This is a genomic window from Limnospira sp. (assembly GCF_051859755.1).
GTDB classification, from domain to species: Bacteria; Cyanobacteriota; Cyanobacteriia; order Cyanobacteriales; family Microcoleaceae; genus Limnospira; species Limnospira fusiformis.
The window spans coordinates 1-20,932 of the sequence record NZ_JBIMLI010000055.1; the positions used below are offsets into that span (position 1 = coordinate 1).

A 20,932-nucleotide genomic window follows, 5' to 3' on the forward strand; every position below is an offset into this window, starting at 1 on the left:
TACATCCCGGAGAGAATCGTTGAGTTTCTAGGGTAAATATTTGTGGGCATCGGGTTTCCTTCCTCAACCCAACCTACCCCTATAACAAAAAGCGATCGCCTTGCTTTTACTCCGGTTGCCCAAACCGACCTGTGACTCGTTCGTATTCATCTTCCAGCAACCACATTTGACTTTCTTCGTAAGTATCACTGGTAAAGATAGATTTATAGTTTTCTGCCGGATTTTGAATCGAGAATTTACCGGATTGTTCTTTAACTAACATCAGAATATGAGGGGGTGAAAGCCAAGGGTCTACCCAGATTTCGGCAAACTCCCATTGTTTTTCTTCTCTGGTCGTAATTTGCGTTTTGGCGTTTTCAGGATTTTGTGGTGCGCGGTCTGGTGCGAGGTATGACATGATATTTCCCTGTGCTTTTTTTTATTTTTATTTCTCCATAGTGGAGAGGAATTCTCGTTCCATCTAATTTGAGGATATACCCAATTGGTTCGGCAAAAAATAATCCATAGCGTTCGTATTTGTCTTCTGAATCTTCCGCTCCCGTCCTTTCTCCTCTTTGCTTAATTTCCTCTCCCACCCTCTCCATTGTCTGGCGATCGTTAAATAAATAGACCATTCCTTCGGTTTTCAGTTCTCTTTGGGATTTTTCGGTTTCGGGTAAATGTTTGTCAATCAGACTGGTTCGGTTTTCTATATATATTTCTCTGTCAATACCACTCATCTGATTTGCTGTACTAGCTATCTCTCCATAATAAAAACCGGGTTGGCGTGTTCTAGTTGAGTGGCTAATTAAACGGCTTTACCATGATGTTGGTCTGTAATGGAAGATAAAGCAATGGCAAAAGATGTATCTAAAAAGACTTCAATCATCCTCAGTAATGGAGTTTCCGTATAGATACTGGTCAATGTTCTCGGACCAATCGGGCTTCCCTTGTAACTGTAAGGACTGGGCTGTTTGTAGAAATGTCTTGGGGGTGTCTTTAGGGGCAAATAGGGTTTCCACAGTAATTTTCACGTAAAACTCCTGGGAGGGTTGGAAGCTCCGTGATTTATCGCGGAGAGGAAAACCGACTCAAGCGGCTGACCGCCGCCAGCACCCCCTTGCGGGGTGGAGGGGTATGGTTGCCCCTCCATGGAGCTATGGTTGGCTCCGACTCCCTTGCGGGGTAATGTTTGCGCTTGCGCTAACGCGCACGCTGCGCGAACGCTAATGTTCAGAGTCGGTACTTTCCAAATCGCACTGTCTTAACCCCTTAGGACTGTTTAACGATTTGGTTCTAGTGCCTGGAACTAGCACGCATTCCAGGGTAGGAACTTTAACTCTTGCTCTGAACGTAGCCAGTTAAGGCTTAAGCTGGTCAGCTACCTGAAAGCGGGGGGCAGGAAGCCCCCGTGCTTCAGCCGGGGGTGCTGACTCTTGTTCCTACTTCTAGGTTTAAGGGCGATTCTAATTGCAAGGATTGACCATCAAATATGGCAGTGATTTCTTGACTGTTCATATAGATATTGTCTGGACAAGCAGGGTTGAGATTTTTGGTTTACAGCAATTGTACCTCAGAAACCGATTTTCTGGCACAATCTCTGTGAGGATGCAGAAACTCTCACAGAAGGTTTCTGAGTCTCAGGGGATATGGTATCCGCAATTGGAGGGCGATCGCTTTTACATCCCGGAGAGAATCGTTGAGTTTCTAGGGTAAATATTTGTGGGCATCGGGTTTCCTTCCTCAACCCAACCTACTTCCTGACTAACTCTTTAAGATTCGCAGAGGAAATCGCCTTTTTCGTTCTTGGGAGAGGAAATTTAAGGAGCGCGACGCAGACATTAAAACCGATGATATAATTGGGTAATATCCCTGAGTTTCATTATGCACGTTATCACACGCAAACGGCTCAATGAATTTGCAGCAAAGTACCCGGACACAGAAAGCGCATTGGCTCGTTGATATCAACTGGTGAAATCAGGAACATTTAATTCCTTTGTTGAACTTCGTAACGAGTTTCCCAGTGCTGACCAAGTTGATAACCTCACAGTGTTTAATATTGGTGGGAACAAAGTACGGTTAATAGCGGCGATTCACTATAATCGACAAAAAATTTATATTCGGGCAGTTTTGACTCATGCAGAGTATGATCGAGGAAAATGGAGAGAGTAAAAATGTTGAGCATTGATGAAACTCAAAAATTGTGGCAGCCCCTAGCAACTAAATTAGTCATTCCCCGCGATGAAGCCAGTTATCAAGATCTGGTTGATTGGCTCGATCGCCTGATTGATGAAGTTGGCGAAGATGAAGCACATCCTCTGGCTTCACTGATGGATATTCTCGGTGTTTTAATTGAACAATATGAAAGCGATCGGGTTCCTGAACTTCAAGACTGATGGTTTACTCATAAGCAATGAGTTAAATCGGTCCATTTCTGATAATCGATCGCCCCTCTATTTCTCGATAAAATCACCCTGGGGATTTTTCACCACAGGGACACAGAGAACACCGAACAATGAGAGCGATCGCCTAGATTTGAAGAGTAATTTAATAAGAGCGATCGCTATCTACATTCCCCTACTTCAAATTGTCCAATTTTCTATTGCTAATCCTGCCACTTTGCTCAAGTCTCCATGATTACGAGTTAATCAAATCATTGGCTGAGAAAGCGCGATCGCCGCCATTCGCGCATCCATCTGAGCCAGTTGAATCGGTTGTGAGTTTAACTGGTCTAAGGTTTGGGAGGCGATCGCATCAAAAGGGAGAATGGGTAATCGTTGAAAGTCAGCTACTAGCCGTTCCATGATTTCATAACCTTTAACCAATTCATTGGGATAACGAGGGCGGTTAATCTAGGCATGACAGCCCAACATTGGTTCCTGAATTGTGATAATTGAAATCGCCAAATTATCGAGGGTATATTGAGCCATTCGTGCCAAAATATTGTGATCATCTGCCCCAGATTGACCTTGCAGAATGCTCAGATCATCTGTATCTAATAAATATCTCATTTTATTTCTGAGGGATCTAATACCGACTCATCCCCTCGGCGAATGGCTTGCCCTAATGCGAGGATTTCTTCAAAAGCCGGTTCATCTTTGAAAGAGCCGCTAATTTGCTCTAACCAGTTGCTCGATTTGGGATGGGCAATCTGTTTTTGCATCTGACAGAAGGTTTCTGAGTGTAGGGGATATGGTATCGGCAATTGGAGGGCGATCGCTTTCGTGGCTGCTAAGATTTAAGCAGATGTAGGCTGTGTCACCCTCTGCCAAAAATGATGGGAATAACCCAAATCTCCTATAGCGTTTCTCATCTCCATAAGGTACGGCCCTCACCCCAAACCCCTCTCCCAGAAAGGGAGAGGGGCTTTGAAACGTACCTCATGAGTCCGGGAACTGCTATAGCTTAGAGTCACAGCCCCTTGACCGGGGTAAAGGCGGGTTCGGGAGAATGGCAGTATTTGGCAAAAATTAGCCTGGGTATTTTCCTGGTAACGCCCCTACTTTTGGGCTTGAATTGCATCGTTGCCATTTGTATGGATTAGAGTTAAAATCGGAGCAGGTTAACTGAGTAAAATTATGTCAGAACATACCCTGATTCTATCTGAAAAAACTTATCAAGCCATCCTAGAAGTCGCCCAAAAACAAGGGTTAACTCCCGAAAGTTGGATTTTATCTCAACTTGAAAAACCCCAGCCTGAAGCGGAACCGTTATCTGAAAAAATCGGTGACTTAATTGGGGCGATCGATAGTCAAGCTGAACCATTACATCAGTTTGATTCAACTTATTTTGGCGCACATATTGATAAGAAAAACAGGGTTTATGACTGACCTCATGTCAGGGTTTTGTCTCATCACCCTTTTCAGGCGATCGCATCGAAGCCCCTAAAAATACACCTTGACAGAGCTAGAGAAAAAGCACCAAGCCCCTACTCCAAGGAACGGACTACCGTTAATACAGTCTGCTCAAAATTGGCGGCTTGGGTACAAAGTCCTTTGACTTGTGTCCAATGCTGGGTAATGCTTGGCCCATGAACTTGGTAATCTCGCTTGTTTTTCTTGATGCGCTGTCCCTTGGGTAGGGTTGCCAGTCTATTCTCTAGATTGACATTGCACTCCCCTTGGGCTAGGAGGGGATGCCCTGGAGCTAGTACCGCCGCTGCTAACCAGGTACCGGAGGATTGGGCAGGTAGGCAGAACACCGTCCGATCGCCAGGAGTAGCCCCTCCTAACCAGCTTTGAATCGCCATCATCAGAGCATCCACCGTATCAGCTACGGGAGGACAGGGCTGTGAGCAGGGGAGAGTTCCCCACTTGTTCTGCTGCGCTAATTCTGTCACTGCGGGTCCACAATTGTCATATTCACCCGTCGATACATCCACATCCACATGAATAATCAGCACATCAAAGCTCATCAGGGTGGGGTCCGTATCCAGTGAGCCATGATGCCTCTGTTGCGCCGCGTCACACCATTTCAGCACACCGCCCCAACCGCCTCCCATTTGCGGTTGAGTCGCTTCCGGTTGCACCAGGGTCATGATAAATGGATCGGGTAAGATGGCTTTAAGGGCGGCTTGAATCACTTCCAAATCCGTTGGCCCTTCGGCTACTAGGGCAATTTTTAACGGATCAGACATTGGGCACCGCTCCTAGATGCCCCATAATCCAGAGGCGTGAGAGGGGATATTGCTGGTTCAGTTGAGTAAGTTCGGGGGTGAGTGTGAGGCGACGGATACAGGTTTGACCATTGCTATTGCGCTCTACCACAAACAGGCGCACCTCAGAATCCAGTAAGTCCAGACCATCGAGGGCGGCGGGATTATGGACCGTTAACAGCAGTTGGCGATCGCAGTCATTATCCTGAAGCCAGCCCGCAAGACGGGAAATCAGCCGGACCAGCAGTCGGGGATTCAGGGCTTGATCCAGATTGTCGATCGCCAGCAGTCGGGGAGCTTGGGGTAACAGGCAAAGCACCGCCGCCAAGATGACATAAAGTGCGCCTTCGCTGGCATCGTAGGCGGTGAGTTCGTTGCGGCTTTGGTTCATGAAGCGATCGCTGAATTTCAGGAGGAGCTTAGTCCGAGGCACCTTGGGCGAGAGCAGATTCGTTCCATAGCTGGTGGTTTGGATATCAGCCACCCAGTCGATCAACTCCAGCACTTGCTCCAGAATCTCCTCACCTTCTTCCCCTCTACCCTCTAAATATTCGCGCAGGGAGGCAAACCCTTCAGCGAGTAGTCCACCGCTCACACCCAGGGGGAGGCGCGATTGTTGGTCCGGGACAATGCCACGCAGAGTGGGAGTGTTCGGGCAGTAAATGGCAAATTCCTGGAGGCGCTGCATCAGTTGAGCCGCCGGATTCTGGGGGTCTAACTCCACCAACTGCAAGGCAGCCAAGCCCGCTTTGGGGTTGAGGTTCTTCTTGTTGCGAATGCCATCAGAAAGGATTTCCTCAGAGCCGTCGCTGAGGACTTCGGTTTTATAGGACCAAGCCGGTTCAGGGGAATCGAGGGGGTTGAGCAAAGAAACGCGATAGGCTTCGTTACCTGAGCCGGTGACCTCAATGGCAATATGGGCAGGAGTGCGATCGGTCGCAAAAGAGCTTTTATACAGCCTGGGTAAGCCCGCCCGCACCCCACGACGCAGCAGGCTTTCATCATCAACCACGCCATTAGCTGCCGCGCCTAAGACTCCCAGAGCTTCCAGCAAGTTACTTTTGCCCGCTCCATTGGCCCCAATGAAGCAATTCACTCGACCAAGTTCTAGGGTGGCGGAGTAAATGGACTTGAAGCCTCGAATTGTGACCTCGCGAATCATCGTCATCAGTATCTTATCCCATCCTCTCCTCCCATCGGGGCAGCAACCTCTCCCTCACGGGTTCAAATAAAACCATTATGGCACAAAAGAGGCTAGGATGATTGCTGGTTAATTGAATCGGGGTCTTTTTTCACAAGTCCTCCTCGGTGAGATTGGCTACTTTCATCAATGCCTTTAAAGTGCCAATTTTTAATTCCTGATTACTATGGACAGGAATAGAGAGAATTTTGGGTTCTGGGGGATTGTCGTAAATCTAGTGGCTTCCTGTAATTCTCTGTAAAAACCAGCCCTGTTTTTCCACAATTTCGTCGGTGGGTTCTGTTTTTTTCAGGCTATTATTCGCAACACTCAGCCAACCCTCAACGGCGTCTTGTAAATTCTGCGTGACCTCTTCCCAGGTATCACCTTCGGTAATGCAACCGGGAAGGGCTGGGACTTCTACCCAATAACCCCCTTCTTCTGCTGGATGAATAATGGCTTTAATTTTCATCAACTTAGCTTCATCAGTTTCTTAAGTTCAGTCTAGCAGGATTCAGGGATTGACATGATATGCCAAAAGTAGCATAATTGAGGCATGAGTGAATTACTAAAACCAGTTGAGTGGGTTGGCAGTTCTCTTGAGGATTTAAAGGAGTTCCCCGAGGAGGTTCGGCAAGGTGTTGGTTATGCGCTATATCTGGCTAAATGTGGTGAAAAGCACCCGTCTGCGAAACCACTCAAAGGCTTTAAGGGGGCTGGGGTGCTTGAAGTTGTCGAAGATTTTGACGGAGACACTTATCGAGCCGTTTACACTTTAAAGTTAGCTGGGGTGGTCTATGTCCTCCACGCTTTTCAGAAGAAGTCAAAAAAAGGGATTGCCACGCCTAAGCAGGATATTGAGCTAATCGAGGGAAGGCTTAAACGTGCCAAAGAACATTACTCCGAACATTACATCAATCAGCAGTAAAAATATGAATCACCCGATTAAAGTACAAGCAGGAAGTGGCAATGTATTCGCCGATTTAGAGTTAGAAAATTCTGATGAATTACTGGTCAAGGCAGAACTTGCCCGGAGAATTAGTGGTATTATCGCCGCCCAAAATATGACTCAAACTGAGGCGGCAGAAATGTTGGGAATTGACCAGCCTAAAGTGGCGGCATTAGTGAATGGCAAGCTATCGGGTTTTTCCACGACTCGGTTGTTTCGTTTTTTAAATGCGTTGGGTCGGGATGTAGAAATCGTAGTAAAACCCAAGTCTTTCAGACAAGCTGAAACACGAGTGGTGGGGTTGTAAGGGAAGATTAAAGGCGATCGCTCCTAACTATCGCTCCTAACTATCGCTCCTAACTATCTCTCCTAACTGGGCTTGTTTTTCTTGACTTCACCATCAAAATCTCGTCCACTCCAACGGGTTTTTCAACCGGGTTGGCGCGACAAAGTGACAACTTCTCTGCCGCTTTCTGCTTCCTTTTTGCGGAGGTCTTCAAATTTTGAACTAAACGAAAATCTATGTTGCTGGCATTGATGGCCGGGATGTGTTATCTTGAAAACAAGAAAACTATAGCAATCCTAAATCAGTTGTGACATTTTCTTCTCCCCTCTCCCGTTCTGGGAGAGGGGTTGGGGGTGAGGGTCTTCCACAATTCATTTAGGAATGCTATAGGATTAAGTGAGTAAAAATCACTAGCTATAGTCCACTGGTTGGGCTTCCATAAACCCCCCGGGTGGACTGACCCCCATCAAATTCCGGCTTTTGTGAAAGCCAGATATGAGAGTTAATTGATTCATAGAGAGGCATATTTTTAAGTAAAAAAATGATAGAAAATGCCATTTTAAAAAATGTGGAAAAACTCCCAGAATCTGTCAAGCAGTCAGTTTTGGACTATACAGAATTTTTGGTGAACCGATATGCGGCAGACGCTGTTCAAACCGCCAAAGCACCCCAGCGAGGCGGACTGGGTATTTGGCAGGGTCAAATCTGGATGTCTGATGATTTTGATGAACCTCTGGAAGATTTAAAGGATTATATGTAAAGATGAATTGCCTACTGGATACCCATACTTTACTGTGGTACTTGCAAAACAGTGAAAATTTAAGTGATAGAGCCACCGAAATTCTGGAAGATGCCAATAACAATCTCTCCGTAAGTATTGCCAGTTTATGGGAAATTTCAATTAAATTGGGTTTAGGCAAACTTAGGTTACAGAAATCATTCTCAGAATTAGAGGAAGTGCTACAACAACTAAAAATAGGCGTTCTGCCCATTACATTCGCACTATACCGAGTTCTACCTGAGCTTACCCCTCCATCATCGCGATCCGTTTGATCGGATTTTGGTGGCACAAGCCATGAATCATCGCTTGGTTTTGATTAGTCGCGATTCGGCTTTTGATGCCTATTCTATTCACCGAGTCTGGTGATAAGTTGGCAGGGTGTGAATATGGGGAATAATCGGTTCAAAATCTCTATTAACGATTCCGGTAATCATCAAATTCTCTTGCTTAGTCCACCGAAGCGACGGACATAGCCGGAACCGATTCGCACAATCCAGATTTGAGCATCAGGGTGAGTGGCTTCAAGGCGATCGCAGGCGGCAATTTCACTAGCATCGACTTCAAAATCTCCAGTTTCTAAATCAATCGCCACAATCTTGCCCTCATTACCTGCCTCTACTTGTGGGCGAACCTTAAATTCATAAATTTCATCCCCAAGACGAGCGAATTCCTCTTTACTGTAGCGAGGTTGTTTAGTGGTCATAGCTTTAACTTTCCTAAAATGGCTTGACCTGATTAATTTTATCATACCAACCTACGAGGGTTTTGATTGATGGTAATTGGAACTGAGAAACCGGGTTGATGGCAAAATCTCTGTGAGGATGCAGAAAGACAGAAGGTTTCTGAGTGTAGGGGATATGGTATTTGCAATTAGGGGCGATCGCACCTAACGATGGCTCATCCTAACTGGGCTTGGTTTTCTTGACTTCACCCTCAAAATCTCGTCCACTCCAACGGGTTTTTAAACCCGGTGGGCGCGACAAATTGACAACTTCTCTGCCGCTTTCTGCTTCCTTTTTGCGGAGGTCTTCAAATATGGCATTCAAATCGTAGTTGAAAGACTTGGCATAGTTATCGCGAATTTGATGGATTTCTTCGACAATTTCATCTTTCCACATAGACTAATCTCCCATGAGTTCGTTGGGCGTACAGAGAACAGGCAGCACATAGCCACAATCTAGACTAATTTCGGCCAATTTTCCTTGAATTTGGGCATTGGCGATATGCTTGCAGTTCCATGTTAACAAATAATCCATACCGTGAACAGTGGCAGCAGCTATGTGGATCGCGTCTATCTTGGCTTTAGGGGGCAAATTGCTTCGGTCTAAAAATTGTGCTGCCAAAGCTTCTACCGCTTGATTTAAAGCCAGCAAAGGAAAATTACCTAAAATCTCTAGTCGTTGGGCGGCGATCGCTGGATCTCCTTGTGCCACTTCCTCTAAAACGGCTTCTGATGTATAGAGAGTGAAAGCGTTCCGGCGCAGTTCCCACCAGTCCCTTGTAATCTCCATGTGGGCAGCGATAATCAAGTTTTTGGTCTATCTAGCGGTGAGATACCCTAAAATACTTGTTTCGATGTAAACAGTCTCATTCATATAGATAAAAGTCAAGTCACTCTATTTTATGCGAAGGCGATCGCCTATATGTGGAGAAACCGGGTTTCTAGTGACACCTCGCTCAAGAGAGTGCATCCCCTGGAGAAACCCGGTTTCTATATCTATGTTACAACCATTGGAGGATAGGCGCGATCGCATCCCCGTTTCGCAGGGAATCGTGAAGTTGTTAGATTAACAAATTGCTGAGGGTTGTTGAGAGTTGTTGCCTCAAACCCATTGACCGGGCTAAGGAGCAATTTCAAGAGGCGATATGGTATCCGCAATTGTGGGCGATCGCTTTCGTCGCTGCTAGGATTTAAGCAGGAGATTTCAGCCTAGGAGAGTTCCCGATGAGTTTAGTGATTTCCGATGATTTAGTAAAGGCTAGTGGCTTTTCTGAAAATGAGTTATTTGGGGAAATTGTGCTGATGTTGTTTCAGCAAGATAAAATTAGTTTGGGTAAAGCCAGTGAGTTATTGGGGTGGCATCGGATGCAGTTTCAAAAACTGATTTCTGAGCGAGGTATTTGCGTCCATTATGAGATTGATGAGTTTCAGCAAGACCTCAAAACCTAGAGGAAACGGAGTGATTATGATTGTTGTCAGCAACACTTCACCCCTTATCCCATTTTTAGCGAAGGTCGAGCAATTTAGCCTAATGCCTCAGCTTTATGGTAGGATTTTAATTCCCTGTGCGGTGCATGAGGAATTGTTGGATTCCCGGGCTGGGGACACTGTGATTACAGCAGTGCGATCGGCAATTAGGATGCACAAACCTATCACAGAAACCCGGTTTCTTTGTCTCCCGTGGAGAAACCCGGTTTCTAGTTGACATCTTGGTGAGGAGGCAAAAACTCTCACAGAAACCCGGTTTCTTTGTCTAGGGAGCGATCGCAATTAGCAATAAAACAATCTAACAGCTTGTTTGACTGGCGAGATTAGTTGAAGTTTAGACATAATTGTATTAATTATGTCTTTTTAATACAGATGAAGAGGTTGGCAATAAGGCTATCATCAATTATGATGAAAATCAATCAAAACAGAGCAGCCATATTTGAGAATAATTGTAATTATGAAATTTGTGTTAAGTTCTCAAAATGTTTATGACTATTTAATCGACCAAAAAATCTGCGATCGCTCCCTAGAAAATCCAGGAGTAGAGCAGGTTGAGGCTAAAAATTTTAATTTATTGGTGACTTTACCAGAGGGTCGAAAGTTACTGGTTAAACAAGAACAATTTATCAATTCGGAAAAAGAAACTGTGGGCGAGTTTTTTGGGGAATGGCGAATCCCCAAATTTCTACAGAGCTTTCCTGAATTTGACCATTGGCGTAGTTTTCTGCCAGAATTACTGCTCCACGATGCTGATAACTCAATTTTAGTTTCTACTTATCTGGATAATTATCAGGATTTAGCAGAGTTTTATTCTAAAAACAATCTCTTTCCGGTTCAGGTTGCTGCTCAAATTGGCAGTTGTTTGGCGACGATTCATCGTGATACCTGGAATCAGAGTATTTATCGGGAATTTTTTGTCCAAGAAGAGGTGGCAGGAAAACCCAAAGTATCTCCGCTATTATTAGAGAGTTTGGAAAGGATCGGTCCTGAAATTTTTGGTATGGCTCCGATGGATGGATTGAAATTTTTTGCACTTTATCAACGATATGATAGCTTAGGACAAGCAGTTCATCGAGTCACTGAAACTATTTCTCCTGTTTGTCTGACTCACAATGACCTCAAGCTGAATAATATTCTTCTGAATCGAAACTGGGAAGATATTAATGGAAATGCGATCCGCTTGATTGATTGGGAAAGGTCTGATTGGGGAGATCCAGCATTTGATTTGGGAATGGCGATCGCTAGTTATCTACAAATTTGGTTGGGTAGCTTGGTGATTAGCAATTCTCTCAGTATCGAAGAGTCTCTGCGACTAGCCACGACTCCCCTAGAATTACTTCAGCCATCTATCGGTGGGTTGACTTTAGCTTATTTAGAAACTTTCCCAGAAATCTTAGAATATCGTCCTGATTTCTTAAAGCAAGTCGTACAGTTAGCCGGTTTATCTTTAATTATTGGGATTTTGGCAATGGTTCAGTATCAAAAAATATTTAATAATACCGGAATTGCTATGCTTCAGGTAGCCAAGGCTTTGTTATCTCGTCCTGAATCATCAATGCCCACGATTTTTGGGGCTACTGCTACTCAGTTAAATCAGATGAATTCTTCTGTTGTTGGCAAAGTTTAATATCGTTGAGTATCTTGAAAAATCATGTCATTACTTAATTCTCAATCTCATCAATTAGCCTCTGAAGTTGGAGGTCGGTTAAAGGAAGTTTTGTCAGATATTGTTGAAAATGTCCAAATTTCCGCCGATTTTTCGATTCATCATCCGAACTATCAACCCTGGGAAATGCCTGCTGAGATATTGCCTCGGATTCAGGCTTTGCCCCAGGAAATGCAGGATAAGTACATGAGCTTACAGTTGCGGAGTTTTCTTTATGGCATTTATTATAATGGGTCGATGCAAGCATCCCAAGCATTAGGTTCTGAGAATAAGGATCAGCAATTAGATTTAGAGAATAATAGTTTTGCTGGCGTAGATATGCCTTTTTATGTGCAGTTAGAAGAAGCGAATAAGGGTGAAGGTTATTTTGATGCGGGTTGGTCGATTTTGAGAGAAGAAACCGATGGCAGTTTGGCTGTAACTAAGGGCGGTTTGCGGCTGCATATCGAACGGGAAAAGCATCTTCAAGAGTCTGAAAAAGCGGCAGCAGTGGGGGATGTTGTGTCAATTTTGATGCCTAAGAATTTGGTGCAAAATGGCTTTTATATGGCGGTAGGTAATGCCGGTTTACAGAGAGAAGAAGCTATGGTGAGGGTCTATTTTAATGTTACTCCTGAAGGTGCGGTGGCTGTGATGGCTGGGTTGACTGAAAGGTTAAATGAGAGGGGCATTCCTTTTAGTTTTAAGGCTTTGTATAATCCGGCTGATTATCAACGGTATGATGCTGGGGTGCTTTATTTTGGCAAAACAGATTATGAGTTGGTCAGGCAGGTTGTGGCTCATGTTTATCAAGAAAATAAGTCTGTTTTTAAGCCAGAAATACCTTTGTTTACTCTGGAGTTAGCACCGGGTTTGGGGTTGGCGGAAGAACCGGACAAAAAGTTTGGCAGTGAGGAGAGTTTTGGGATGAATCGCTGTCAGATTATAGCTAATGGGTTATTGATGGCTTGGCAACAGGAGGACAATTCTGCGGCGGGTCGGATTGCTGCTATTTCTGAGCAGTTTTCTGGGTTGGGGATTGATTGGCAGCGTCCTTATTTGAATGCAGATTCTGAGGATGTTTATCAGGGATTAGAGTTCGCAGGCTGATATTAGTCGCCTATCTGGGAATCAAAGAGCGATTGCCTCCGGGGTGCTGCGCGAACTCCTCTTGGAGCAGAGCTCAGGGAGTCAGAAAAGCGATCGCTTCGACCAGGCTCAGATATCGCTCTCGTAGCCGGTTGGTTTTATGCTAAACTAGGACAAGTTATGCTTAACAATTTGGTAGAGGGCAAACCATGCTTAATTGGCAAGAACAAATTGAGAAAAACCCCAATATTTGTCATGGCAAACCTTGTATTAAAGGAACCAGGATTATGGTTTCGGTCATCCTGGATAACCTGGCTGAGGGATTGACATTAGCAGAAATTGTTGAGGAATATCCACCGTTGACTTTAGAAAATGTGCGCTCGGCGATCGCTTATGCGGCGGCACTAGCAAGAGAAGAAGAACTGTCGCCAACGTGATCATAATGCTCTTAGTCAAATTAGACGAAAATCTTAGTATTACCCATGCAGAGTTTCTCCGAAATGAAGGTTACGATTGCGATCGAGTTACTGATGAAGGATTGTCTGGTGAAGACGATGAAGTTGTATGGCAGCAAGTTTGTACTGAGGGACGCTTTTTTATTACTCTCGACTTAGATTTTTCTGATGTCCGACGTTTTCCACCCGGAACTCATCCGGGAATTTTACTGTTGCGTTCTCGCTGTGGAAGTCGTCAGGCCGTGCTTGATGTTTTGCAGCGGGTTGTGCGGGAAGATCCACTGGCGACTTTACAAGGTTGTCTGGTGGTGGCAGATGACATACAAACCCGAATTCGTCGTCCGTCTGTTTGAGGCTGATGATTGAGATTAAACAGAGCGGTAAGGGTCGCTATGCCGTCAGGCTTATCGCCTATCTGGGAAAGAGCGATCGGCCCATCGGTAGATTTTAGCCTCATTAGGTCATGGGGCTATTTTTTTGACCCGCCACCACCCGAACCCTGGGGGGAGCGAGATAAAAAAGACATAATTGTGTTAGTTATGTCTCGAAAAACCAACCTCGGTGATACGAAATAATGGGGATTTGCGGTCATAATATACGTGAAATTACGGTGTTTTGGTCGGTAAAATTGAGACATAATTGTGCTAGTTAGAGGATTGGGGCGATCGCATCCCCGTTTCGCAGGGAATCGTTAAGTTGTTAGACTAACAAATTGCTGAGGGTTGTTGAGTGTTGTTGCCTCCAACCCATTGACCGGGCTAAGGAGCAATTTCAAGAGGCGATATGGCATCCACAATTGTGGGCGATCGCCTCCCCGGCTGCTAAGATTGAAGCAGATGTAGCCTCGGTCACCCTCTGCCAAAAATGATGGGAATAACCCAAATCTCCTATAGCGTTTCTCATCTTCATAAGGTACGGCCCTCACCCCAAACCCCTCTCCCAGAAAGAGAGAGGGGCTTTGAAACGTACCTCATGAGTCCGGGAACTGCTATAGCTTAGAGTCACACCCCCTTGACCAGGATGAAGGCGCGTTTCCGAGAATGGCGGCATTGGGCAAAAATTGGCCTGGGTATGGGGAACGCCCCCTACTTTTGGGTTCGATTGCCTCCTTGTCATTCACAGGGATTAGAGTTAAAATCGGAGCAAGCTCACGGAGTCAAATTATGTCAGAACATACCCTGATTCTATCTGAAACAACTTATCAAGCTCTCCTAGAAGTCGCCCAAACACAAGGGTTAACTCCCGAAGGTTGGATTTTATCTCAACTTGAACAACCCCAGCCAGAAGCTGAACCGTTATCTGAAAAAATCGGAGACTTAATTGGGGCGATCGATAGTCAAATGGAACCTCATCATCAAGTTCAAACAACTTATTTTGGGGAACAGATTGCCACAAAATTATCTAAACAAGGATTTAGCTGATGCTTCTCTGGTGGCTGTCGCAGAAAGCCAAAAGATTAAGCGAATTTTCACATTAGACAGTGATTTTTATGTTTCTCGACTCTATGATACAGATACTTTTGAGGTTATCCCCGGATAAGAGCAGAAAACCCTGTTGAGAAACCGGGTTTCTGGTCAAGTCTGAGCAAAGATGCAGAAACCCAACCGAGAAACCCGGTTTCTGATTCTAGGGGATTACGGCATCTGCAACCCGGCGCGATCGCTTTGGTGGCTGCTAGGATTTAAGCAGGAGATTTCAGCCTAGGAGAGTTCCCCATGAGTTTAGTGATTTGCGATGACCTAGTAAAGGCGAGTGGTTTTTCCGAAAATGAGCTATTGTTGGAAATTGTGCTGATGTTATTTCAGCAAGATAAAATTAGTTTAGGGAAAGCGAGTGAGCTATTGGGGTGGCATAGGATGCAGTTTCAAAAACTGATTTCTGAGCGAGGTATTTGCGTCCACTATGATATTGAGGAGTTTCAGGAAGACCTGAATAATTTAGATTTAAGCTGTTCGGCATTTAAACTTGAGGGTCCTAGCGAGCAAGATGTTCGCACTCCCAGCATTGTGGGTTAAATTTTTTCCCAATTTAGATGCCGAAAAGATTAGAGGGTTTGAGATGGTGATGACGTTGCCACTGTAATCAAAGATTAGAGTTAGAGATGGTGGTGTTGGGTTTTGTTCCTACACCTAACCGACTACTGTTGACCAATTCATCAGCTTAATACTTCGCAATAATTAAAGTTGCAAACTTCAAAAACTGAAGTTAAGGTACGCCATTGCAAGGCTTTGGGGACACAACACCAATGCACCCGCAATTAGTTTTTAATGTGCGAAATATCGTTTATTTATGATATATCCAGCAACATGGATCTGGTTTATCCAATGAAGTTCCCATGCGAATTTTGGTCGCTTTACAACCACCACGACAATAAGAAGAATGGTGACATTTTTGACAAATAGCAGGAATAGCATCTCTAATTATATCCATCTTAGAACATTTAACAATATCTTGTAGTTCTTCAGATAAGATATTTCCCACTACTTCTTCCGTCATGACAGGACATGGTTGAATATTTCCTTGCGATGATAGACCTATCCAACCTCTTGTATAGCCACCCGCATTACAATCTTCTCTCAAAATATCTTCTTGATTCAGTAATCCTTTTTCCGCTTTAGCAACAATAAACAAAGGATCATGTGCATAAATCTTGCAACTTTCTCGTTGGGATGGATACGGGAAAATGTCTAAAAAATCATGGTAAGTCTCTTTCAAAATTTGGGGTGTCAACCTTAATTGAGAATCAAACTTACTTTCTGGCCTGGGAACATATCTTTTAACTGTAATTCGCTTTAATTTTAATTCATCTCCCCATAAAGGAACTGAATTCAATTGATGTCTGTTTAAACAGTTAAGTGTAAAATCACTTTCAACAGACATACCCATTTTTATAGCAGTTTTTAATCCCTGCAATGCTTGCTGGTAGGTATGTTCACCCCGAATCATTTCATAAGATTCTTGAGTAATTCCATCAAACCCAATAATTACCCCACTAACCTGAGATCTCAAAAGAGAATCAATTCTTTTTTCTGTTAATAAAATCCCGTTAGTGTTAACGAAAACAGAAACCCCTGTTTGAGCTAATTGACGTATTACATACTCTAAATTGCGAATAAGTAATGGTTCCCCACCCGCCAAGAAAACCACTTTAACATCAATAGAAGAAATTTGATCCACAATTCTATCTAATTCATGCGTTGACAAAGAATCATAACCTTTAATTTCACCCAAGTAACAATGCTTGCAAGTAAGATTGCACCAAGGAGATATATTCCAAGCCAACATTTTTACGTCCGGTGTTTTAGCAGATTCCCCTTGTAATTCATTCCGTTGATTTTTTTTGGTATCCATGATTATCTCTCCTACAAAAATTGTTGTCAATTAACCAATAAATATCGCTTATATCTTGATTCCGTAGCTATTACATAATAATAGACCACTTCACTAACTTGTATGATGTAATCTTCGTTAACTGTAAGATTAATTTGTTTTAAACTGGTTAATACAGAATTAATAGCTTTATCTCGGAATAAAACTCTAAGATGTCCCAAAAAATAGCCAAAATCAAACTCCGCAATCCCAGCATATGAGTCTTCAAAATCTAGCCATATTCCTTCACTTTGGGAAATTTGTTTCCAATTTCCTGGATTGGGATTGCCATGAAGAAATACAGATTCTCCGGATAAAACTGGCATTGAAATTTGCGGACATAGCTGTCTAGCATTTAAAGTGATATGTAAATACAGGTCTTCCATAAAATCTGAATCTACTAACTGTATCGGTACGGGTTGTCTATGAATTTTAGCAAGAGTAGCAAGAGGAAGTTGAATAACATTGTCGATATTATTCTTATTGCTCTCACAAAGCAAATCCGTTAAGCTTGGATAATTATCGGGAATAGGATCAAATAATAATGCTCCATATTCAGGGGCATAATTAACTAGCTTTGGACTCATGCCGATACAATTTTGTAGTGCGGAAACCTCTCTTTCAATGTCTTTCTTTTGCCGTGACTGTAATTGTAAGTTATTCTGGTTATTTCGATCTAACCTCAACATTAAAATTAACATTTTTGAGGATGTATATATTTTAAATATTCTACTATCTCGATTTGGTCGATCAATAGTAGTCCAAGATAGCAGTGATTCTCCCGTTACGAAGCTTGCCCATTCCAAAGCCTGATCTTGCAAACTTTTTGACATTTTAAAATTCATTGTTGATATTTGGGTATATCATTACCGTCATCAATCGTGAGGCATATATTCAACTTGAATTGATCTTTTTGATGTGCCTATAGTTAAAAACTAATTTCGCAAATTGGGTCGGGGTTCTTGAAAGATAATCCTAACATTTGTTTTACTCCGAAACACCCACCTTTACAGGTTGAATTATGTGGACAAGAGCTACAGTTATTCATGCTATTGACTTGGGGAAGTAGTGATTGGAATTCTGATGAATATACAATTTCCTCTAATGGTCTATAAATAACGTCATTTTGAAGACTCGGTTGTAATATGTATAGAGGACATGGATGAACATACCCAGCGGCGTCAATACCTAATACACTTTCTCCCGCTCCACAAGGTGTTGGAGGTAAAGAAGTCGCTATGCGATTTGAACGGAGAGGGATAGAAATTTCTGAACGCAACTTTTTAATACGGCTGTAAAGGTTTTGTAATTCCATTTTATCGAGAGCCAAAGAATGCCAATTTTGATGAGCTTTTTCAAATCTTACTAATCCAGCAACAGTTAAGCTTTTGCAGTTTAAATTACAGCTTAAATTTGCTGTTTCTTCCAATTGATGTTGATTTAATTTAGTAGGAACAAAAACAATATCTACATCAAACCCCAATTTTACAGCATTAGAAATATTTTCAATTACTTGAAACCAATTTGCATTAGGTCTACATTTTTCATATATTTCTTTGGAGCTACCATCAAGGCTGATAGTTAGTTCAGTTACACCCATTTTTTTTAATCCCTCAAGCTTTTCAATAGTAAACTGGGTGGCATTGGTATTAATATCTACCAAAATTCCTTTCTCATACAAAGCAAAACATAATTCTTCCAAAAATGGGAATAAAAATGGTTCTCCACCACTAATAAGCACTTTGTGGACATTTATTCTTGTCATTTCCTCAACAATTTGAAGCATTCTGCTCAGAGAAGGCCCCTTGCGAATAGGTGAATATACCATGCAGTGATGACAGGACAAATTACACTTGGCCAAAATTTCCCAACACACTCTTATTCCTTTTGAAGAAATAGAGCGAAAACAACATACGGAGTCTTCATTAATGCGATTAGATTTTACACTCATTTTTTAAAATTCCTCAATTAATTACAACAGCCCACTTCGTAGGGCTTTTTTGTTTTTTGACAAATCTATCTTGACAAGTGGGCAAATAGGGAAAGTTCCTTTCTCAAATACTTGGCATCGTGGGTCGATACCTAATTTTCCTGTGAGCCATGTAGAATATCCGATACAACCTCCCTTACACTCATCGCTATCATCAACAATATCATCTATACTTTTAGTTAGTTTAGACCATCTGGACTCTTCCAAACAATGACTAAGCGATTCACAAGATAAATCAGCGAGATAAAGATCGGAAAAAATTAACATGGTACAAGGATAAGCACGTCCATCACATAAAACTTGCAAATATCCTCGATAATACATAGGACATTTAATAGCTTCTATTAACCCCCCTAGAGGACCTACAGATGGTTCTACTATAACGTGAGTTTGTTGCAGATGAGAAACTTGGCTTTGAAGGCTAATGATGAATTCTTCCCATTGTTTATATTCTAATTCCTCATTTAAAATGCTTTCTCCTCTGCCTTGAGGTGTAAAAAAGAAAATAGAGACCAGCGGAATACCAGTTTTATCAGCCCAAGAAATTAATGTTGGTATAGATTTAAATGTAGATTTCATGGCTACTGCATTTACTCTGATAGTCCATCCTTCTTCAATAGCTTCTTCTATGTTTGATTTAGCTTGCTGAAAACTATTAAATCCTCTTAGCCAATTATGACTTTTTTCCCAACCATCGATAGAAATCATTACATTTTTCAAGCCCCTGGCTTTAAGTTCTTTTCTACGGCTTCTATTAAACAATATTCCATTGGTTTGAAGAGTAACATTATATTCTAAATTTACTGCATAATTAATAAGGTGGTCTAAACCTTTATATAATAAAGGTTCTCCCCCAGTGATATCAATATCTTTGACCCCCAGGTTTTTACCTTGTTTTAAAATTTGCATCCACCTCTCTTTTTTTAGTTCTGGCAACATTTTTTCTCCAGCATCAAAACAACAATGCTTGCACGCCAGCATACACTTATTAGTAACATGAAGGTCTAATTCCTGTAATTGCAACATATTGGCATCCTCATTTAACAATTAATGTACACAAATAAGAGCTGTGAATATAGTCTTCTGAATCATCTTTTTCTGCAATCAGGGGCTCAATGTAAATGTTTTCTCCATGTATAAAAGGGCAATACATATCAGGCATATTAATGCCTTGTGTTAATATGCGTCTGCTTTCGCAGCCTCCTTGACAATAGTTGACATGCTTGCATCTGTGGCAGACAACAGGTATGTATTTAGGATGTCCTATATGATTAAGCTTTTCTAAAATATGATGATCTTCAAGAGCATATAGGTTCTCTTCACCAGACAAGTAAACACACCTACTTATTTGTCCATTAGGTCTAATTCTCAAAGAGTTATGAGTACAGGGAGAACCCTGGAATTCTTTATGGCACATTCCCAGAACAACCTGTAAAATTGGTTCAGAACAGGATACTATCTTGGCATACTTAAAAAAAACTTTAAAGAAATTCCAAAATTGTTCATAATTTGGCGTAAGGTATTCCGCATCAACTTGCTTATATAAATTAAGTCTCAAAGCTATATCGTATGTTCTGACTAGACTTAGCATCTCCAGTAAGTATGGGATATTAGCACTGGTGACGGCAGTTGCAACAGAACATTTTACGCCCAATTTCTTACACCGATCTATTTGATAAATCGCTAAATCAAATAACCTTACGCCTCTAAATTCATCATGCTTTTTGGCAGAGGGAAAGTCCAAGGATATATCTACGTCATGTAAACGGCATAGCTGATCGTCAGACATTCTAGATAAAGTCAAGCCATTAGAAGTTATGGAAACCTTGGATACATTGCTCAAAATATATTCAATTATTTGCTCAAAACAAGGATGGAGTCCCACTTCTCCAGTTCCTAGATTGATAGATTTTACAGGGATTATACTTAATAAATTCTGGATCAGATCCAAAGATATATCTTCCTGTCTACCAAGAGACGAAGAGTAACAATGCTTGCAACGAGCATTACATCGTGAAGTAATGCCTAAGCCAATATCGTAAGTGGTCTCAGCTTTTTTTGTTGTATCTTGTATCTCAACCATTGTTATAATTGCTCCAAGTTAGAATTGCTAAAATAATCTCGCTCAAGTCAATATTGCTGGAAACAGTACACAGTTAATCTTGGTAAAACTCAGGTAGTGAACTATAGGATTGCAGTTATGCACAATATTCTCGCAACTGATTTTTAATTCGTCAACCCCATAAAAATGGGATTTAGGGGGGGTTCTCTGAGGGGTTTACAAATCCAAAAAGGGGGGAATGTGGAATTGTGTTGCAAAAAGGGGGGGAATGTGGGATAATAGGG

35 protein-coding genes are annotated in these 20,932 nt (G+C 42.5%); 18 read left to right on the plus strand and 17 right to left on the minus strand.

Going from position 1 to position 20,932, the window contains the following annotated elements; all coding sequences use genetic code 11:
- Positions 1-106: 106 nt before the first annotated feature.
- Together ACTIE0_RS11565 and ACTIE0_RS11570 are read right to left on the minus strand one after the other, a co-directional pair.
- The gene (locus ACTIE0_RS11565; protein WP_006622790.1) at positions 107-397 is read right to left on the minus strand and encodes a hypothetical protein; all 291 of its coding nucleotides are present in this window, start codon (positions 395-397) and stop codon (positions 107-109) included.
- Entirely contained in the window at positions 357-719 is a 363-nt protein-coding gene (locus ACTIE0_RS11570) for a DUF6972 family protein (protein ID WP_006622789.1), read from the minus strand. The genes ACTIE0_RS11565 and ACTIE0_RS11570 overlap by 41 nt, the downstream gene beginning before the upstream one ends.
- A gap of 739 nt (positions 720-1,458) precedes the next feature.
- Between ACTIE0_RS11570 and ACTIE0_RS11575 the strand changes: the two genes are divergently transcribed.
- The 4 genes from ACTIE0_RS11575 (at position 1,459) to ACTIE0_RS11590 (ending at position 2,616) form a co-directional block, all read left to right on the plus strand.
- Positions 1,459-1,695, plus strand: coding sequence for a hypothetical protein (locus ACTIE0_RS11575; protein WP_192808262.1), 237 nt, complete (start codon positions 1,459-1,461; stop codon positions 1,693-1,695).
- Between the two features lie 255 nt (positions 1,696-1,950).
- Positions 1,951-2,151 (plus strand): type II toxin-antitoxin system HigB family toxin, encoded by a 201-nt coding sequence (locus ACTIE0_RS11580; RefSeq protein WP_235720187.1) that lies wholly within the window; start codon positions 1,951-1,953, stop codon positions 2,149-2,151.
- Between the two features lie 2 nt (positions 2,152-2,153).
- Positions 2,154-2,375 carry a hypothetical protein gene (locus ACTIE0_RS11585; RefSeq protein WP_006622783.1) on the plus strand — a complete coding sequence of 74 codons (222 nt, stop codon included), beginning with the start codon at positions 2,154-2,156 and terminating at the stop codon, positions 2,373-2,375.
- Positions 2,341-2,616 (plus strand): hypothetical protein, encoded by a 276-nt coding sequence (locus ACTIE0_RS11590; protein WP_006668941.1) that lies wholly within the window; start codon positions 2,341-2,343, stop codon positions 2,614-2,616. Before ACTIE0_RS11585 ends, ACTIE0_RS11590 begins: the two co-directional genes overlap by 35 nt.
- 11 nt (positions 2,617-2,627) lie before the next feature.
- On the opposite strand, the gene ACTIE0_RS11595 is transcribed toward ACTIE0_RS11590, so the two are convergent.
- The 3 genes from ACTIE0_RS11595 to ACTIE0_RS11605 are packed head-to-tail and all read right to left on the minus strand — an operon-like array spanning position 2,628 to position 3,142.
- On the minus strand, positions 2,628-2,783 hold the full coding sequence (locus tag ACTIE0_RS11595; RefSeq protein ID WP_006668942.1) for a hypothetical protein: 156 nt from the start codon (positions 2,781-2,783) through the stop codon (positions 2,628-2,630).
- Between the two features lie 48 nt (positions 2,784-2,831).
- Positions 2,832-2,990, minus strand: coding sequence for a hypothetical protein (locus ACTIE0_RS11600; protein ID WP_006622780.1), 159 nt, complete (start codon positions 2,988-2,990; stop codon positions 2,832-2,834).
- Positions 2,987-3,142, minus strand: a complete 156-nt coding sequence (locus ACTIE0_RS11605) for a hypothetical protein (protein ID WP_006622779.1) — start codon at positions 3,140-3,142, stop codon at positions 2,987-2,989. Before ACTIE0_RS11605 ends, ACTIE0_RS11600 begins: the two co-directional genes overlap by 4 nt.
- Before the next feature lie 415 nt (positions 3,143-3,557).
- Here ACTIE0_RS11605 and ACTIE0_RS11610 point away from each other — a divergent pair, with 415 nt between their 5' ends.
- Positions 3,558-3,809, plus strand: a complete 252-nt coding sequence (locus ACTIE0_RS11610) for a hypothetical protein (protein WP_006622777.1) — start codon at positions 3,558-3,560, stop codon at positions 3,807-3,809.
- Between the two features lie 98 nt (positions 3,810-3,907).
- Here the strand turns inward: ACTIE0_RS11610 and ACTIE0_RS11615 are convergent, their stop codons facing one another.
- The 4 genes from ACTIE0_RS11615 to ACTIE0_RS11630 form a co-directional block, all read right to left on the minus strand.
- A complete protein-coding gene (locus tag ACTIE0_RS11615) occupies positions 3,908-4,615 on the minus strand; it encodes a hypothetical protein (RefSeq protein ID WP_006668943.1) in 708 nt (235 codons plus the stop codon).
- Entirely contained in the window at positions 4,608-5,801 is a 1,194-nt protein-coding gene (locus ACTIE0_RS11620; protein WP_006668944.1) for an AAA family ATPase, read from the minus strand. Before ACTIE0_RS11620 ends, ACTIE0_RS11615 begins: the two co-directional genes overlap by 8 nt.
- A 124-nt stretch (positions 5,802-5,925) precedes the next feature.
- Positions 5,926-6,048, minus strand: coding sequence for a type II toxin-antitoxin system HicA family toxin (locus ACTIE0_RS11625; RefSeq protein WP_108615277.1), 123 nt, complete (start codon positions 6,046-6,048; stop codon positions 5,926-5,928).
- The gene (locus ACTIE0_RS11630) at positions 6,049-6,285 is read right to left on the minus strand and encodes a type II toxin-antitoxin system HicB family antitoxin (RefSeq protein WP_006622774.1); all 237 of its coding nucleotides are present in this window, start codon (positions 6,283-6,285) and stop codon (positions 6,049-6,051) included.
- 84 nt (positions 6,286-6,369) lie between these two features.
- Here ACTIE0_RS11630 and ACTIE0_RS11635 point away from each other — a divergent pair, with 84 nt between their 5' ends.
- The 4 genes from ACTIE0_RS11635 (at position 6,370) to ACTIE0_RS11650 (ending at position 8,101) form a co-directional block, all read left to right on the plus strand.
- Complete coding sequence (locus ACTIE0_RS11635) at positions 6,370-6,741, plus strand: type II toxin-antitoxin system RelE/ParE family toxin (protein ID WP_108615183.1); 372 nt, start codon at positions 6,370-6,372, stop codon at positions 6,739-6,741.
- Between the two features lie 4 nt (positions 6,742-6,745).
- Positions 6,746-7,069 carry a helix-turn-helix domain-containing protein gene (locus ACTIE0_RS11640; protein ID WP_006622772.1) on the plus strand — a complete coding sequence of 108 codons (324 nt, stop codon included), beginning with the start codon at positions 6,746-6,748 and terminating at the stop codon, positions 7,067-7,069.
- A 520-nt stretch (positions 7,070-7,589) separates the two neighbouring features.
- Complete coding sequence (gene vapB / locus ACTIE0_RS11645; protein WP_006622770.1) at positions 7,590-7,808, plus strand: type II toxin-antitoxin system VapB family antitoxin; 219 nt, start codon at positions 7,590-7,592, stop codon at positions 7,806-7,808.
- Positions 7,809-7,810: 2 nt separating this feature from the next.
- Complete coding sequence (locus ACTIE0_RS11650) at positions 7,811-8,101, plus strand: type II toxin-antitoxin system VapC family toxin (RefSeq protein WP_006668948.1); 291 nt, start codon at positions 7,811-7,813, stop codon at positions 8,099-8,101.
- Between the two features lie 161 nt (positions 8,102-8,262).
- On the opposite strand, the gene ACTIE0_RS11655 is transcribed toward ACTIE0_RS11650, so the two are convergent.
- The 3 genes from ACTIE0_RS11655 to ACTIE0_RS11665 form a co-directional block, all read right to left on the minus strand.
- The gene (locus ACTIE0_RS11655; protein ID WP_006668949.1) at positions 8,263-8,532 is read right to left on the minus strand and encodes a hypothetical protein; all 270 of its coding nucleotides are present in this window, start codon (positions 8,530-8,532) and stop codon (positions 8,263-8,265) included.
- Positions 8,533-8,731: 199 nt separating this feature from the next.
- Positions 8,732-8,947, minus strand: a complete 216-nt coding sequence (locus ACTIE0_RS11660; RefSeq protein WP_006622767.1) for a hypothetical protein — start codon at positions 8,945-8,947, stop codon at positions 8,732-8,734.
- A gap of 3 nt (positions 8,948-8,950) precedes the next feature.
- Positions 8,951-9,340, minus strand: a complete 390-nt coding sequence (locus ACTIE0_RS11665) for a type II toxin-antitoxin system VapC family toxin (RefSeq protein WP_006668950.1) — start codon at positions 9,338-9,340, stop codon at positions 8,951-8,953.
- Positions 9,341-9,774: 434 nt separating this feature from the next.
- On the opposite strand from ACTIE0_RS11665, the gene ACTIE0_RS11670 reads away from it, so the two are divergent.
- The 9 genes from ACTIE0_RS11670 (at position 9,775) to ACTIE0_RS11710 (ending at position 15,242) form a co-directional block, all read left to right on the plus strand.
- Positions 9,775-9,999 (plus strand): UPF0175 family protein, encoded by a 225-nt coding sequence (locus ACTIE0_RS11670; RefSeq protein ID WP_006668951.1) that lies wholly within the window; start codon positions 9,775-9,777, stop codon positions 9,997-9,999.
- A gap of 16 nt (positions 10,000-10,015) precedes the next feature.
- Positions 10,016-10,255: a PIN domain-containing protein gene (locus tag ACTIE0_RS11675; RefSeq protein ID WP_006668952.1), complete on the plus strand. Its 240-nt coding sequence runs from the start codon at positions 10,016-10,018 to the stop codon at positions 10,253-10,255.
- 240 nt (positions 10,256-10,495) lie between these two features.
- The gene (locus ACTIE0_RS11680; protein WP_006668953.1) at positions 10,496-11,665 is read left to right on the plus strand and encodes a phosphotransferase; all 1,170 of its coding nucleotides are present in this window, start codon (positions 10,496-10,498) and stop codon (positions 11,663-11,665) included.
- 24 nt (positions 11,666-11,689) lie between these two features.
- Entirely contained in the window at positions 11,690-12,793 is a 1,104-nt protein-coding gene (locus tag ACTIE0_RS11685) for a T3SS effector HopA1 family protein (RefSeq protein ID WP_006668954.1), read from the plus strand.
- 188 nt (positions 12,794-12,981) lie between these two features.
- Positions 12,982-13,209: a DUF433 domain-containing protein gene (locus ACTIE0_RS11690; RefSeq protein ID WP_006622759.1), complete on the plus strand. Its 228-nt coding sequence runs from the start codon at positions 12,982-12,984 to the stop codon at positions 13,207-13,209.
- A gap of 5 nt (positions 13,210-13,214) precedes the next feature.
- Positions 13,215-13,580 carry a DUF5615 family PIN-like protein gene (locus ACTIE0_RS11695; protein WP_006622758.1) on the plus strand — a complete coding sequence of 122 codons (366 nt, stop codon included), beginning with the start codon at positions 13,215-13,217 and terminating at the stop codon, positions 13,578-13,580.
- Positions 13,581-13,939: 359 nt separating this feature from the next.
- A complete protein-coding gene (locus ACTIE0_RS11700; protein WP_192808264.1) occupies positions 13,940-14,095 on the plus strand; it encodes a hypothetical protein in 156 nt (51 codons plus the stop codon).
- Between the two features lie 295 nt (positions 14,096-14,390).
- Positions 14,391-14,648 (plus strand): hypothetical protein, encoded by a 258-nt coding sequence (locus ACTIE0_RS11705; RefSeq protein WP_006668955.1) that lies wholly within the window; start codon positions 14,391-14,393, stop codon positions 14,646-14,648.
- A 294-nt stretch (positions 14,649-14,942) separates the two neighbouring features.
- The gene (locus ACTIE0_RS11710) at positions 14,943-15,242 is read left to right on the plus strand and encodes a UPF0175 family protein (RefSeq protein ID WP_006668956.1); all 300 of its coding nucleotides are present in this window, start codon (positions 14,943-14,945) and stop codon (positions 15,240-15,242) included.
- A 268-nt stretch (positions 15,243-15,510) separates the two neighbouring features.
- Here the strand turns inward: ACTIE0_RS11710 and ACTIE0_RS11715 are convergent, their stop codons facing one another.
- The 5 genes from ACTIE0_RS11715 to ACTIE0_RS11735 form a co-directional block, all read right to left on the minus strand.
- The gene (locus ACTIE0_RS11715; RefSeq protein ID WP_006668957.1) at positions 15,511-16,578 is read right to left on the minus strand and encodes a radical SAM/SPASM domain-containing protein; all 1,068 of its coding nucleotides are present in this window, start codon (positions 16,576-16,578) and stop codon (positions 15,511-15,513) included.
- Between the two features lie 26 nt (positions 16,579-16,604).
- A complete protein-coding gene (locus tag ACTIE0_RS11720) occupies positions 16,605-17,441 on the minus strand; it encodes a hypothetical protein (RefSeq protein WP_006668958.1) in 837 nt (278 codons plus the stop codon).
- A gap of 83 nt (positions 17,442-17,524) precedes the next feature.
- Positions 17,525-18,547, minus strand: a complete 1,023-nt coding sequence (locus ACTIE0_RS11725; protein ID WP_006668959.1) for a radical SAM/SPASM domain-containing protein — start codon at positions 18,545-18,547, stop codon at positions 17,525-17,527.
- 21 nt (positions 18,548-18,568) lie between these two features.
- Positions 18,569-19,612: a radical SAM protein gene (locus ACTIE0_RS11730; protein ID WP_006668960.1), complete on the minus strand. Its 1,044-nt coding sequence runs from the start codon at positions 19,610-19,612 to the stop codon at positions 18,569-18,571.
- 10 nt (positions 19,613-19,622) lie between these two features.
- Entirely contained in the window at positions 19,623-20,669 is a 1,047-nt protein-coding gene (locus tag ACTIE0_RS11735; RefSeq protein WP_006668961.1) for a radical SAM/SPASM domain-containing protein, read from the minus strand.
- Positions 20,670-20,932 lie beyond the last annotated feature (263 nt).